This is a genomic window from Cupriavidus metallidurans CH34 (genome assembly GCF_000196015.1).
Lineage (GTDB): Bacteria > Pseudomonadota > Gammaproteobacteria > Burkholderiales > Burkholderiaceae > Cupriavidus > Cupriavidus metallidurans.
Genome location: NC_007974.2, coordinates 470,936 through 486,070, shown reverse-complemented (window position 1 = coordinate 486,070; position 15,135 = coordinate 470,936). Strand labels below are relative to the sequence as shown.

General features: G+C 59.7%; 5 protein-coding genes, 2 tRNA genes and 3 rRNA genes. 2 read left to right on the top strand and 8 right to left on the bottom strand.

Annotated features, from left to right (window positions below; genetic code table 11):
* The first annotated feature begins 61 nt into the window (after positions 1 to 61).
* Entirely contained in the window at positions 62 to 970 is a 909-nt protein-coding gene (gene rocF, locus RMET_RS20350) for an arginase (protein ID WP_011518442.1), read from the top strand.
* A 93-nt stretch (positions 971 to 1,063) separates the two neighbouring features.
* Here the strand turns inward: rocF and RMET_RS20345 are convergent, their stop codons facing one another.
* The 8 genes from RMET_RS20345 to RMET_RS20310 form a co-directional block, all read right to left on the bottom strand.
* The gene (locus tag RMET_RS20345; RefSeq protein WP_011518441.1) at positions 1,064 to 2,563 is read right to left on the bottom strand and encodes an AdeC/AdeK/OprM family multidrug efflux complex outer membrane factor; all 1,500 of its coding nucleotides are present in this window, start codon (positions 2,561 to 2,563) and stop codon (positions 1,064 to 1,066) included.
* Positions 2,560 to 5,706, bottom strand: coding sequence for an efflux RND transporter permease subunit (locus RMET_RS20340; protein WP_011518440.1), 3,147 nt, complete (start codon positions 5,704 to 5,706; stop codon positions 2,560 to 2,562). The genes RMET_RS20345 and RMET_RS20340 overlap by 4 nt, the downstream gene beginning before the upstream one ends.
* 26 nt (positions 5,707 to 5,732) lie before the next feature.
* Positions 5,733 to 6,896 (bottom strand): efflux RND transporter periplasmic adaptor subunit, encoded by a 1,164-nt coding sequence (locus RMET_RS20335; RefSeq protein ID WP_011518439.1) that lies wholly within the window; start codon positions 6,894 to 6,896, stop codon positions 5,733 to 5,735.
* A gap of 882 nt (positions 6,897 to 7,778) precedes the next feature.
* A 5S ribosomal RNA gene (rrf, locus tag RMET_RS20330) occupies positions 7,779 to 7,892 on the bottom strand.
* A gap of 118 nt (positions 7,893 to 8,010) precedes the next feature.
* Positions 8,011 to 10,889, bottom strand: a 23S ribosomal RNA gene (locus tag RMET_RS20325).
* A gap of 282 nt (positions 10,890 to 11,171) precedes the next feature.
* Positions 11,172 to 11,247: transfer RNA gene (locus RMET_RS20320), tRNA-Ala, on the bottom strand.
* 11 nt (positions 11,248 to 11,258) lie between these two features.
* Positions 11,259 to 11,335: transfer RNA gene (locus tag RMET_RS20315), tRNA-Ile, on the bottom strand.
* Between the two features lie 63 nt (positions 11,336 to 11,398).
* Positions 11,399 to 12,930: ribosomal RNA gene (locus RMET_RS20310) — 16S ribosomal RNA — on the bottom strand.
* Together the 16S, 23S and 5S rRNA genes with 2 tRNA genes alongside form the textbook arrangement of a ribosomal RNA operon.
* A 503-nt stretch (positions 12,931 to 13,433) precedes the next feature.
* Here RMET_RS20310 and RMET_RS20305 point away from each other — a divergent pair.
* Positions 13,434 to 15,026: a 3'-5' exonuclease family protein gene (locus RMET_RS20305; protein WP_011518437.1), complete on the top strand. Its 1,593-nt coding sequence runs from the start codon at positions 13,434 to 13,436 to the stop codon at positions 15,024 to 15,026.
* Positions 15,027 to 15,135 lie beyond the last annotated feature (109 nt).

The window sequence follows — 15,135 nt, the reverse complement described above, 5'->3', positions numbered from 1 at the left end:
TCGACACCCGTTCGTGCCATGATGGCAGGCATCTATCGTCCCCACTGAACCTGGAGACCCCATGAAGCCTGTCACCCTGATTGGCGCGCCGACCGACGTGGGCGCCAGCATCCGTGGCGCCTCGATGGGCCCCGAAGCCTTGCGCGTGGCGGACATCGCCGGCGCCCTGGTGCGCAACGGCCTCGATGTCACCGATCTGGGCAACCTCGTGGGCCCTGGCAACCCTAACCTGCCACCCACGGATGGCGTTCGGCACCTGCCGGAGGTTGTCGCCTGGAACCGTCTGGTCATGGACGCCACATACCAGGCCCTGGCCACCGGCCAGTTGCCGCTGCTGATGGGTGGCGACCACTGCCTGGCGATTGGCTCGGTCAATGCCGCGGCTCGCTATTGCCGCGAGCAGGGAAAGAAGCTCTTGGTGCTCTGGCTTGATGCGCACGCCGATGCCAACACCGGCAGCACCAGCCCGACCGGGAACACCCATGGCATGCCGGTGGCGTGCCTGTGCGGGGATGGTCCCGCCCCGCTTGTGTCACTAGGCGGCGTGACGCCCGCCACCTCACCCCGGAACATTCGGCAGATCGGCATCCGCAGTGTCGATGCCGAGGAGAAAAAGCGGCTGCGTGAGTTGGGCCTGACCGTCTACGACATGCGCTACATCGACGAGAACGGCATGAGGGCCACAATGGAGCAGGCGTTGGCGGGCATCGATGGCGATACCCATCTGCATGTCAGCTTCGACGTGGATTTCCTCGACAGCCAGATTGCGCCGGGCGTCGGCACGGCGGTTCGCGGTGGCCCTACCTATCGAGAAGCGCATCTCGCACTGGAAATGATCGAAGACACCGGCGCCCTGGGCTCCATCGACGTGGTCGAACTGAACCCAGCGCGCGACGTCCACAACCAGACCGCCGAGCTGGTCGTCGAATTACTGGAGAGCCTGTTCGGGAAATCGACGCTGCTGCGTTGATGGCGCGAGCCCCGCTGGCTGGCGGCAGGCAATAAAAAAGGAGGCAGTCACAGACTGCCTCCTTTCGATGCCGGTGCTCCAGTCGACTACGGCCTACGAAGCCGACCCTGCGCCGCCGCCCGTGCTGCCGGTCGTCGAACTTCCGGCCCCATCAGCTGGCGCGCCATTCTCCGGCCTGTGCGTGACATCGGTCCAGCCACCGCCAAGCGCCTTGTACAGGTTCACCTCGCTGGTGAGCTGGTTGAGGCGATCGGTGATCAGCGTCTGTTGCGCGTTGTAGAGCTGACGTTGCGCATCAAGCAATGTCAGGTAGCTATCCACACCAGTACTGTACCGATGTTCAGCCAGCGTGAAGTAGTCCTGACTTGCCCGGACGAGCCGCACCTGTGCCTGAACCTGATCCGAGAACGTGCCGCGTGCGGCCAGTCCATCGGCCACCTCGCGGAAGGCGCCCTGGATCGTCCGCTCGTATGCCGCGACGTTGATGTCCTTCTGGATCTTTGCGTAGTCGAGGCTTGCCTGCAGACTGCCTGCCGTAAAGATCGGCAGCACGATCTGCGGCGAGAACAGCCACGTGCCCTGACCGGCCGCGAACAGGTCCGACAACTGCCTGCTGGCCGTGCCGGCCGACGCCGTCAGCGTGATGCGCGGGAAAAACGCCGCACGCGCCGCACCGATGTCCGCGTTGGCCGCCTTGAGCCGATGCTCGGCCGAAAGGATGTCCGGACGATTCTGCAGCAGATCGGACGGCAGCCCCACCGGCACCTCGGCCACGAGCTTCTCTTCCAGCCCCAACCCTTGCGGCAGATCCGCCGGCATGCCCGAACCCACCAACAGCGTCAGCGCATTGGTGTCCTGCGCCAGCGCGCGCGTGTATGCCGCCAGCGAAGCCCGCGCGGTTTCAACCTGCGTTTCCGACTGGCGCAACTCCAGCCGCGAGGCGATGCCTTCCTCGAAACGGCGGCGCGTAAGGTTGTACGTTCGTTCGTACGTAGTCAGCGTGTCGCGCGTGACTTTGAGTTGCTCCTCGTCCGCGCGCAGCGTCAGGTAGGCATTGGCAACGCTGGCCACCAATGCGATCTGTGTGCTGCGGCGCGCCTCGTCACCCGCGAGGTACTGCTCGAACGCGGCCTCGCTAAGGCTGCGCAACCGGCCAAACAGGTCGAGTTCCCAAGCCGTGGTTCCCAGCGACACGCCGTACTGGCTGCTGATCACACGTTGACCGGTGGCCGACAGATCCGCCGGCACGCGCTGCCGCGTGCCCTGCGCCGCGGCGTCGACCTGTGGAAACAGGTCGGCACGCTGGATACGGTACTGCGCGCGATAAGCCTCCACGTTCAACACGGCCACGCGCAGATCGCGGTTGTTGTCGAGCGAGACCTGGATCAGCTCGCGCAAGCGCGGATCGGTGAAGTAGTCGCGCCAGCCAAGGTCGACGGCCGTCACCGACGCATCGACCGCAGCCGTCTTCGGATAGGCCTCACCCTGTGGGAACGTCGCATCGACCGGCGCGGCGGGCCGCTGGTAGTTGGGAATCAGGCTGCAGCCGCTAAGCGCCGCCACGGCGGCCAGGCAAAGTAGCGTCTTTCTCATGCTTGGGCTCCCTTCTCGAGGGAGGACGAATCGGACTTGCCGCGCCGCTCCTTGAGCGCGCTGACCACGACAAAGAACAGCGGCACCCAGAAGATGGCGAGCACGGTGGCGGTGATCATGCCGCCGATCACGCCGGTACCGATGGCGTGCTGGCTACCCGCGCCGGCGCCTTGCGACACCGCCAGCGGGAACACGCCCAGCATGAACGCCATCGAGGTCATGATGATGGGGCGTAAACGCATTCGGCACGCCTCCACCGCCGCCTCCACGAGGCCCTTGCCGTGATCGTGCAGTTCCTTGGCGAATTCCACGATCAGAATCGCGTTCTTCGCGGAAAGGCCCACCGTGGTCAACAGCCCCACCTGGAAGAACACGTCGTTCGACAGTCCTCGTGCGAGTGTAGCCAGCAGCGCGCCGATCACCCCGAGCGGCACCACCAGCATCACCGAGAACGGAATCGACCAGCTTTCATACAGCGCCGCCAGACAGAGGAAGACCACCAGCAGCGACAACGCGTACAGCGCTGGTGCCTGGGAGCCCGACAACCGTTCTTCGTACGACAGGCCCGTCCACGAATAGGAGATGCCGGCTGGCATCTGCTTCATGATTTCCTCTACCGCCGCCATGGCTTCACCCGAGCTCTTGCCTGCCGCCGGCTCACCGAGGATTTCCACCGCCGGCACACCGTTGTAGCGCTGCAGCTTCGGCGATCCAAAGCCCCACTTGCCCGTGGCAAACGACGAGAACGGCACCATGTCACCCTTGTCGTTGCGCACGAACCACTTGTTGAGGTCCTCTGGCGACATTCGCGAGTTCGGCCGACCCTGCAGGTACACACGCTTGACGCGGCCCCGGTCAATGAAGTCGTTCACGTAGCTGGAACCCCAGGCAATTGACACCGTGCTGTTGATGTCCGCCAGAGACAGCCCCAACGCGCGCGCGCGCTCATCGTCGATTTCGAGGACGTACTGCGGCTCGTCATTGAGGCCGTTCGGACGCACTCGCTGCAACGCGGGGTTCTTGGCTGCGAGCGACAGGAACTTGTTGCGCGCGTTCATCAGCGCGTCGTGCCCCAGGCCGGCCTGATCCTGCATATAGAAGTCGAAGCCCGTGGCGTTACCGAGTTCCTGCACCGCCGGCGGCGCGAAGGCAAATGCCAGCGAGTCGCGGAACGTGCTGAACTTGGCCTGCGCCCGCTTGGTCAGGTCGAACACACTCGTGGCATCGCCTTCGCGATCCTTGAACGGCTTCAGCAGAATAAACGCGAGACCCGAACTCTGGCCACGGCCGGCAAAGTTGAAGCCGTTCACGGTAAAGAGCGACTCCACGATCTTGCCTTCGTCATTCAGCAGGTAGTTGCGCATCTGGTCAAGCACGGCCTGCGTGCGCTCGGCCGACGAGCCGGCCGGTGTCTGCACCTGCGCGTACAGCACGCCCTGATCTTCTTCCGGCAGGAACGAGGTCGGGATGCGCGTGAACAGGAATCCCATCACCACCACGATCGCCAGATAGATCAGCAGGAACGGAGCCCGGCGCTTGAGAATGCCGGAGACCCCACGCTCATAGCTTTGCGTCGACCGGATGAAGCTGCGGTTGAACCAGCCGAAGAAGCCCTGCTTGTGCTCGCCGTGATCGCCCTTCTCGATCGGCTGGAGCATCGTCGCGCACAGTGCCGGCGTGAGAACAAGCGCCACGAGCACAGACAGCACCATCGCGGAAACGATCGTGATCGAGAACTGGCGATAGATCACACCCGTCGAGCCCCCGAAGAACGCCATCGGCAGGAACACCGCGGACAGCACCAGCGCGATACCAACCAGCGCGCCCTGGATCTGCCCCATCGATTTTCGTGCGGCTTCCTTTGGCCCCAGCCCGTCTTCGGCCATCACCCGCTCGACGTTCTCGACCACCACGATGGCATCGTCCACCAGCAGACCGATGGCCAGCACCATGCCGAACATCGTCAGTGTGTTGATCGAATAGCCAAACGCGGCCAACACGCCGAACGTGCCGAGCAGCACCACCGGCACCGCGATCGTTGGGATCAGCGTGGCGCGGAAGTTCTGCAGGAACAGATACATCACCAGGAAGACGAGCACGATTGCCTCGAGCAGCGTCTTGATCACCTCGTGGATCGAGTCGGAGATCACCGGCGTCGTGTCATACGGGAACACCACCTTGATGCCCGGCGGGAACGTCGGTTCCAGCTGAGCCAGCGTATTGTGGATGTTCTTGACCGTCTCCAGCGCGTTGGCGCCGGATGCCAGGCGAATCGCGATACCCGATGCCGGGCGACCGTTGTACTGCGCGTTGATCGTGTAGTCCTGGCCACCCAGAGCAACATCGGCCACGTCCTTCAGGCGCACCTGCGAGCCGTCGGGATTGACCTTGAGCAGGATGTCGCCAAACTGCTCGGCGGTCTGGAGACGCGTCTTGCCAATCACCGTCGCATTAAGCTGCTGTCCGCGAACCGCCGGCAGGCCACCAAGCTGACCCGAAGCCACCTGGACGTTCTGGGCCTTGATCGCGTTGCTCACATCCAGCGGCGCGAGCTGGTAGCTGTTGAGCTTGGCCGGGTCCAGCCAGATCCGCATCGCATACTGCGAGCCGAACACCTGGAAGTCGCCCACGCCTGCGGTACGCGATAGCGGATCCTGGATGTTCGAAACGATGTAGTTCGACAAATCCTCCCGCGTCATGTTGGGGTCGGTCGAAATCAGACCCACGATCAGCAGGAAGTTACGCACCGACTTGGTTACGCGAATCCCCTGCTGCTGAACTTCCTGCGGCAACAGTGGCGTGGCTAGGGCAAGCTTGTTCTGCACCTGCACCTGCGCGATATCCGGGTTGGTGCCTTGCTCGAACGTGACCGTGATGGTCATGCTGCCGTCGGAGTTCGATTCCGACGAGATGTAGCGGAGGCGATCCAGGCCATTCAGCTGCTGCTCGATCACCTGCACCACCGTATCCTGCACCGTTTGCGCCGAAGCGCCCGGGTAGGTTACGGAGATGGCGATGGTCGGCGGGGCGATCGCCGGGTACTGGTTGATCGGCAGCGTTCTGATGGAGAGCACGCCGGCCAGCATGATGACCAGCGCGATCACCCAGGCAAAGATCGGCCGCTCGATAAAGAAATTAGACATGGCGAATCCTCATGCGTCCGTCCCGTTCAGGACTTTGCCGCGGGGGCCGACGCCGCGCTCGGTGCCGAGGCCTCCACGGGGCCGGCTGTGGCCGCATCGGCTTCGGCGGCCTTGACCTTCACACCCGGGCGCACAAACTGCAGACCCTCGACGATCACGCGATCCCCGGCCTTCAGGCCCGCGGTAACGAGCCACTTGTCGCCAACCGTGCGGTCGGTCGAGAGAATGCGCTGTTCCACTTCGTTGTTGGCATTGACCACCAGCGAAGTCGCCTGTCCTTTCAGGTCACGCGTGACGCCGCGCTGCGGTGCCAGGATGGCGGCAGTCTTGACGCCTTCCGCCAGACGCGCATGAACGAACATGCCCGGCAGCAGTTCATTGCGCGGGTTCGGGAAGACGGCGCGCAGCGTCACGGAACCCGTGCCCTGGTCGACCGCGACTTCCGAGAACTCGAGACGACCGGGCTCCGAATAGATGCTGCCATCTTCGAGCTGCAGCGTAACCTTGGCCGCATTCGCACCGGCACCCTGCAGTTGGCCGTTGGCCAGTTCACGACGCAGGCGGAGGATTGCCGACGACGGCTGCGTCACATCCACATAGATCGGATCGAGCTGCTGAATCGTTGCCAGCGCGTTAGCCTGGCCGTTCGTTACCAGCGCGCCTTCGGTGACGAGCGATCGGCTGATACGGCCGGAAATCGGCGAAAGGACCTTGGTGTAGCGCAGATTGATATGCGCTTGGTCCACAGCGGCTTTAGCTTGCAGGTAGGATGCCTGCGCCTCGGCGTACTGCTGCTTGCTGACGGCTTCCTCTCCGACCAGCTTGCCGTAGCGTTCGGCAAGCAAGCGCGCCGATTCAAGATTTGCCTCGGCGCTCTTCGCAGTAGCTTCATAGGTCGACGGATCGATCTGGTACAACTGCTGGCCCTGCTTCACATCGCTGCCTTCGACAAACAGACGCTTCTGCAGGATGCCATTGACCTGAGGGCGAACCTCGGCGATCCGGTAGGGCATGGTGCGCCCAGGCAAGGAACTGTCGAGCGTAACGTTCTCGTCCTTCAGCGTGACAACTTTCACTTCAGGCGTCTGGGCCGCAGGCGGCTTGTTGTCCTTGCCGCACGCAGACAGTACTGTTACGGCAACTGCCAGAATGCCTGGAATCAAAGCACGCCGGGCGCGCATTGCTTGCATAGCGATATCCTCGAGGATGAAACGGATGAGTTCTTCTTGGGGCCTGGTTGGCCAGACCGGCTGACCGCGCTACGCGCGGACGCAATTGGCGTGCCTGCCAGCGGCACTTGTCGGTTATCGGGTTCAGCGGACTGTCATCGCCATTCGCCCCTGCTTTCGCCAGATAGCTGGCCTCGAAATACACAACGCCGGACGCGCACGCGTCCGGCTGGCAGGGTGACTTAGATGCCCGCCCCGCTCCCCGTATTCTGACTGTCTTGCACAATCTTCTGTTATCGCTGTTACCGTCATTCGCGCGAGTTCGTGCCCGAATCTGAGTGAGCATCGTCTCGCCGATCGCAACAATAGACCAAGGCCCGATATCGGATCCCAAAGATTGCTGGCGATGACTTCAACGGTAACGCTTGCCGGCCGGGTGTCGCCCAGAACGCTCTGCGCGCTGACAAGGTCCTCCTCCGAACCCTTTGTCACACCGCTGCGGCAATGCAGCATTTGAGCAGCATGCCTTTGAATCAGTTCAATAAGCATGCTGCCAATAGCGCGTCATCCTACCAGTTTGTAGATCAGTTAGGGTCACTGGAAATCGACCTGTAATGCGGTGAAATACTCGCAATAGATGCGTTCCGACGACATTTCGCGGGCTCGCGCGAGTTTTCAACCGCCGAGATACATGCTCGCGGGACGGTGTTTTGCGCGAGCGGGACAGTGAGACAGGCTATTACGAAATGCGCAATAAAAAGGCCCACGCCGCTATGGCGTGGGCCTTTGTGCTGAATTTCGAGTTGTATTGGCAGACGTTTCCGCCGGCGACGCTGCGCAAACAAACCGCGCCGGCAAAAGCAAAACCCCCAGCTTATGGGGCTGGGGGTTTTGGGTATAAGAGCCTGGCGATGACCTACTTTCACACGGGTAGTCCGCACTATCATCGGCGCGAAGTCGTTTCACGGTCCTGTTCGGGATGGGAAGGAGTGGTTCCAACTTGCTATGGTCACCAGGCATGAGGGGTTGCCGGGCTGACCCGAGGTCAGCGCGGCGAATCTGGGTGTAGTAAAGATTGGGTTGTGTTGCACACCTGGGCACAAGGCGCACTCACCAGGTAAAACACACTGGTTATAGGATCAAGCCTTACGGGCAATTAGTACTGGTTAGCTTAACGCATTACTGCGCTTCCACACCCAGCCTATCAACGTCCTGGTCTCGAACGACCCTTCAAGGAGGTCAAGCCTCCAGGGAATCCTCATCTTCAGGCGAGTTTCCCGCTTAGATGCTTTCAGCGGTTATCTCTTCCGTACATAGCTACCCTGCGATGCCTCTGGCGAGACAACAGGTACACCAGCGGTACGTCCACTCCGGTCCTCTCGTACTAGGAGCAGCCCCCGTCAAGATTCCAACGCCCACGGCAGATAGGGACCAAACTGTCTCACGACGTTTTAAACCCAGCTCACGTACCTCTTTAAATGGCGAACAGCCATACCCTTGGGACCGGCTACAGCCCCAGGATGAGATGAGCCGACATCGAGGTGCCAAACACCGCCGTCGATATGAACTCTTGGGCGGTATCAGCCTGTTATCCCCAGAGTACCTTTTATCCGTTGAGCGATGGCCCTTCCATTCAGAACCACCGGATCACTATGTCCTGCTTTCGCACCTGCTCGACTTGTCGGTCTCGCAGTTAAGCACGCTTTTGCCATTGCACTTTAGGTACGATGTCCGACCGTACCAAGCGTACCTTCGAACTCCTCCGTTACACTTTGGGAGGAGACCGCCCCAGTCAAACTGCCTACCATGCACTGTCCCCGACCCGGATTCACGGGCCAAGGTTAGAACCTCAAACAAACCAGGGTGGTATTTCAAGGACGGCTCCACGTGAACTAGCGTCCACGCTTCAAAGCCTCCCACCTATCCTACACAGATCGGTTCAAAGTCCAATGCAAAGCTACAGTAAAGGTTCATGGGGTCTTTCCGTCTAGCCGCGGGGAGATTGCATCATCACAAACACTTCAACTTCGCTGAGTCTCGGGAGGAGACAGTGTGGCCATCGTTACGCCATTCGTGCAGGTCGGAACTTACCCGACAAGGAATTTCGCTACCTTAGGACCGTTATAGTTACGGCCGCCGTTTACCGGGACTTCAATCAAGAGCTTGCACCCCATCATTTAATCTTCCGGCACCGGGCAGGCGTCACACCCTATACGTCCACTTTCGTGTTTGCAGAGTGCTGTGTTTTTATTAAACAGTCGCAGCCACCATTTTATTGCAACCCCTTCACCCTCCTGGCGCAGGCCAGTCAAGCTACAAGGGCGTACCTTATCCCGAAGTTACGGTACCAATTTGCCGAGTTCCTTCTCCCGAGTTCTCTCAAGCGCCTTAGAATACTCATCTCGCCCACCTGTGTCGGTTTGCGGTACGGTCTCGTATGACTGAAGCTTAGAGGCTTTTCTTGGAACCACTTCCAATTGCTTCGCAGCACTAGGCCGCTCGCCCCACATCCTTGAATTCCGCGCCCGGATTTGCCTAAGCGCCTTCTCCAATGCAGGGACCGGGACTTCCAACACCCGGACAACCTTCCGCGATCCGTCCCCCCATCGCATCATACGACGGTGCAGGAATATTAACCTGCTTCCCATCAGCTACGCATCTCTGCCTCGCCTTAGGGGCCGACTCACCCTACGCCGATGAACGTTGCGTAGGAAACCTTGGGCTTACGGCGAGGGGGCCTTTCACCCCCTTTATCGCTACTCATGTCAGCATTCGCACTTCTGATACCTCCAGCATCCTTTACAAGACACCTTCACAGGCTTACAGAACGCTCTCCTACCACGCACTTGCGTGCGTCCGCAGCTTCGGTGACTGGCTTAGCCCCGTTACATCTTCCGCGCAGGACGACTCGATCAGTGAGCTATTACGCTTTCTTTAAAGGGTGGCTGCTTCTAAGCCAACCTCCTGACTGTTTTAGCCTTCCCACTTCGTTTCCCACTTAGCCAATCTTTGGGACCTTAGCTGGCGGTCTGGGTTGTTTCCCTCTTGACACCGGACGTTAGCACCCGATGTCTGTCTCCCGTGATTGCACTCTTCGGTATTCGGAGTTTGCTATGGCGGGGTAATCAGCAATAGACCCCCCAACCATGACAGTGCTCTACCCCCGAAGGTGAGACACGAGGCACTACCTAAATAGTTTTCGGAGAGAACCAGCTATTTCCAGATTTGTTTAGCCTTTCACCCCTATCCACAGCTCATCCCCTAACTTTTCAACGTTAGTGGGTTCGGTCCTCCAGTACGTGTTACCGCACCTTCAACCTGGCCATGGATAGATCATCTGGTTTCGGGTCTACACCCAGCGACTCAACGCCCTATTCGGACTCGCTTTCGCTACGCCTTCCCTAATCGGTTAAGCTTGCCACTGAATGTAAGTCGCTGACCCATTATACAAAAGGTACGCCGTCACCCGTTTCCAGGCTCCGACTGTTTGTATGCATGCGGTTTCAGGATCTATTTCACTCCCCTCCCGGGGTTCTTTTCGCCTTTCCCTCACGGTACTGGTTCACTATCGGTCGATTACGAGTATTTAGCCTTGGAGGATGGTCCCCCCATCTTCAGACAGGATTTCACGTGTCCCGCCCTACTTGTCGTACACCTAGTTCCACAACGCTGTTTTCGCATACAGGGCTATCACCTGCTATGGCCGGGCTTTCCATCCCGTTCTGCTAACAATGCTGCTAAAGAGTACAAGGCTCTTCCCATTTCGTTCGCCACTACTTTGGGAATCTCGGTTGATTTCTGTTCCTGCAGCTACTTAGATGTTTCAGTTCGCCGCGTTCGCTTCCCTGACCTATGTATTCAGTCAGGGATGACCCATTCGGGCCGGGTTTCCCCATTCGGACATCTCCGGATCAAAGCTCGTTTGCCAGCTCCCCGAAGCTTTTCGCAGGCTACCGCGTCCTTCATCGCCTGTAATCGCCAAGGCATCCACCACATGCACTTGTTCGCTTGACCCTATAACGAGTGTGTCTCTCGGACACGACCGCCATAGGTCTGAGTTCTCGCGTTTGTGCCGTATTCCAAGTCATCTTTCGATCACTTTAAATACTTTTTGGTTGATACAATCACAACCCGGTATCGCGTTTGTACTACAGCGTCTCATCAACGCTCGCGACACCTTTACTACATCCCATATTGTTAAAGAACAGCCAGGCTTAACGCCTGTTGGCAACAGCCAAAGACAAACACTCAGGCGCCTCGCCTGAATTCTTGTCTTTGACTACAACCCCAAGGTACTGGTGGAGGATGACGGGATCGAACCGACGACCCCCTGCTTGCAAAGCAGGTGCTCTCCCAGCTGAGCTAATCCCCCGCGCGATAACTTGGTGGGTCTGGTAGGACTTGAACCTACGACCCCCGCCTTATCAAGACGGTGCTCTAACCACCTGAGCTACAGACCCTTGGCTGTAACAGCAAACAAACCGATAAGTGTGAACGCTTGACTTGTGAACACAAGCCTCTAGAAAGGAGGTGATCCAGCCGCACCTTCCGATACGGCTACCTTGTTACGACTTCACCCCAGTCATGAACCCTGCCGTGGTAATCGCCCTCCTTGCGGTTAGGCTAACTACTTCTGGCAAAACCCACTCCCATGGTGTGACGGGCGGTGTGTACAAGACCCGGGAACGTATTCACCGCGGCATGCTGATCCGCGATTACTAGCGATTCCAGCTTCACGTAGTCGAGTTGCAGACTACGATCCGGACTACGATGCGTTTTCTGGGATTAGCTCCCCCTCGCGGGTTGGCAACCCTCTGTACGCACCATTGTATGACGTGTGAAGCCCTACCCATAAGGGCCATGAGGACTTGACGTCATCCCCACCTTCCTCCGGTTTGTCACCGGCAGTCTCTCTAGAGTGCTCTTGCGTAGCAACTAGAGACAAGGGTTGCGCTCGTTGCGGGACTTAACCCAACATCTCACGACACGAGCTGACGACAGCCATGCAGCACCTGTGTCCACTTTCCCTTTCGGGCACCTAATGCATCTCTGCTTCGTTAGTGGCATGTCAAGGGTAGGTAAGGTTTTTCGCGTTGCATCGAATTAATCCACATCATCCACCGCTTGTGCGGGTCCCCGTCAATTCCTTTGAGTTTTAATCTTGCGACCGTACTCCCCAGGCGGTCAACTTCACGCGTTAGCTACGTTACTGAGAAAATGAATCCCCAACAACTAGTTGACATCGTTTAGGGCGTGGACTACCAGGGTATCTAATCCTGTTTGCTCCCCACGCTTTCGTGCATGAGCGTCAGTCACGTCCCAGGGGGCTGCCTTCGCCATCGGTATTCCTCCACATCTCTACGCATTTCACTGCTACACGTGGAATTCTACCCCCCTCTGACGCACTCTAGCCTTGCAGTCACAAGCGCAATTCCCAGGTTAAGCCCGGGGATTTCACGCCTGTCTTACAAAACCGCCTGCGCACGCTTTACGCCCAGTAATTCCGATTAACGCTCGCACCCTACGTATTACCGCGGCTGCTGGCACGTAGTTAGCCGGTGCTTATTCTTCCGGTACCGTCATCCACGCCAGGTATTAACCAGCGCGATTTCTTTCCGGACAAAAGTGCTTTACAACCCGAAGGCCTTCTTCACACACGCGGCATTGCTGGATCAGGGTTGCCCCCATTGTCCAAAATTCCCCACTGCTGCCTCCCGTAGGAGTCTGGGCCGTGTCTCAGTCCCAGTGTGGCTGATCGTCCTCTCAGACCAGCTACTGATCGTCGCCTTGGTGGGCCTTTACCCCACCAACTAGCTAATCAGACATCGGCCGCTCCTGCTGCGTGAGGCCTTGCGGTCCCCCACTTTCACCCTCAGGTCGTATGCGGTATTAGCTAATCTTTCGACTAGTTATCCCCCACAACAGGGTACGTTCCGATGTATTACTCACCCGTTCGCCACTCGCCGCCAGACCGAAGTCCGCGCTGCCGTTCGACTTGCATGTGTAAGGCATGCCGCCAGCGTTCAATCTGAGCCAGGATCAAACTCTTCAGTTCAATCTCTGTGTGGTGCCGAAGCACCTCGCTCTTTCGAGCGGTCGCTCACTCTCAGAAAACTGACTGGCCAGGCCCCGAAGAACCCAACCAACATGTTTTACTGTGCGAGCACTGATAACTTTTGAAGCATCACAGCGACCGAAGTCACCGTGGCGTTCGCCATCAAGCGCCCACACTTATCGGTTGTTTGATTGTTAAAGAACCTCAGCGCCCGGCTTTGCCGGTTCGCTGTCGCTGCCTCGCTGACGTTGCCGTCATTTCGTTGCAGCGGAGAAACGAGATTATGCAGAGCATTCAACGTTTCGTCAACAGTTTTTGCAGAACTTTTTTCTGCCGGTCAGCGCTGCATTCCCTCGCAACCCCAACCCACTGCCGCCCCGCAACCCTTGTCGCTGCTGCGTTTGCAGTGCGTTTCGTGTTGCGAGGGGGCGAATATTAGATGACCACACCGCGGAACGCAAGAGGTTTCGTAAAAGAATTTACCTATCTATTAGAATCGCCGCATGACCCTCCAAGAACCGCCCACCTACCTTCCAGAGAAGTTGACCAGCCGCGAGCCCGGCATGCTCGATGCACAGGCGCTTGCTGCCGCGCTTGCCCGGCCTATTGTATTTGTCGATCTGGAAACAACCGGGGCGGACGCGCAGCGAGACCGCATCACCGAAATCGGTGTGGTCGAAGTCGGCCCCGACGGCATTCAGGAATGGGACACGCTGGTCGATCCCCTGACCAGCATCCCACCGTTCGTACAGGGACTGACCGGCATCACCGACGAAATGGTCCGCGGCCAGCCCACCTTTGCATTGATTGCCGAAGCCCTGGCCGAGAAGCTGCAAGGCCGCCTGTTCGTCGCCCACAATGCGCGCTTCGACTATGGGTTTCTGAAGAACGAGTTCCGCCGCGCTGGCGTGACCTTCCGTGCGGACGTACTTTGCACGCTTCGTCTGTCCCGGTCGCTCTTTCCGTCCGTCGAGCGCCATGGCCTGGATGCCCTGATCGCCCGCTTCGGCCTGACGCCGAAGGGTCGGCACCGCGCGCTAGCCGATGCCGAGCTGCTCTGGCAGTTCTGGCAGAAGATTCACGAGATCTATTCGGTCGACCTGGTCGAATCCGCCGTAACGTCGCTGGTCAAGCACGCCAGCCTGCCAGCGGGTCTGGAAGAAGCTGCATTGGACGATGTACCGGATCGCCCGGGCGTCTATCTCTTCTATGGCGACGACGACGTGCCGCTCTACGTTGGCAAGAGCATCCATCTGCGCCAGCGCATTCGCGCCCACTTCGCCGGGGATCACAGCAACGCCAGGGAGATGCGGCTGTCCCGCTCCGTGCGTCGCGTCGAGTGGCGCGAGACCGGAGGAGAAATCGGCGCACTGCTGAGCGAGGCGCATCTGGTCAAGACACTGCGCCCGCTGCACAACCACCTGCTGCGCCAGAACACCGAGCTGTTCTCCTGGGAAATGCTCGACGGGCTGCCTGCGCCGCGCCTGCGTTCGGATCGTCACGTCGATTTCAGTCGACACGCCGCACTATATGGTGCATTTCCGAGCCGGGCCTCCGCGCAAGCGCGCCTGCGATCGCTGGCGGATGAACACCGGCTTTGCCTGGCGACGCTGATGCTCGAAGGCACCACCCGCCGGGGCAGCCCTTGTTTCGCGCGGCAGTTGCACCGATGCGCGGGCGCCTGCACCGGGGAGGAATCCCAGACGGCCCATCGGGAACGCACCGTGGAAGCAATGGCTTCCATGGCCATCCAGCGCTGGCCGTTTGCAGGAGCAATTGCCTGGCGTGAAGCTTCCGGCGATCGTTTCCCCTGGCACATCATCGAAGACTGGTGCTACCTGGGCTCGGCCCCCACGCTTGAGGACGCCGCCCGGCAATTGGTCGCGCCGGCCCGCTTCGACATCGATACCTACCAGATCCTGGCCCCGCGGATCGAGGAGTTGAAGGCCAGCGCCGTACCCCTGTTATCTACACGCGAGTTCGTGCTGACGCCGCCGGTCCTCCCGGAGCCCAGAGCGGCCCGCGTGCCTCGCACGGCGGGAAAGCGTACGGCAAACGCCTCGGAGCACAGTCAGACGCCGGGGCTCTTCAGCTAAAACAGCCGAACGGGCTGGCGAACGGTGCGGCAGCACGCATAAATGCACTGGCAGCCGGCGCCTGGCTCGCCTAGTCTCCGAGGGGAGGACTGCCGCCCCTGATGGAGTC

Excerpts from the sequence above, each read along its gene's own strand:
- rocF (WP_011518442.1), top strand. The coding sequence starts at position 62 with ATGAAGCCTGTCACCCTGATTGGCGCGCCGACCGACGTGGGCGCCAGC.
- RMET_RS20345 (WP_011518441.1), bottom strand. The coding sequence starts at position 2,563 with ATGAGAAAGACGCTACTTTGCCTGGCCGCCGTGGCGGCGCTTAGCGGC.
- RMET_RS20340 (WP_011518440.1), bottom strand. The coding sequence starts at position 5,706 with ATGTCTAATTTCTTTATCGAGCGGCCGATCTTTGCCTGGGTGATCGCG.
- RMET_RS20335 (WP_011518439.1), bottom strand. The coding sequence starts at position 6,896 with ATGCAAGCAATGCGCGCCCGGCGTGCTTTGATTCCAGGCATTCTGGCA.
- RMET_RS20305 (WP_011518437.1), top strand. The coding sequence starts at position 13,434 with ATGACCCTCCAAGAACCGCCCACCTACCTTCCAGAGAAGTTGACCAGC.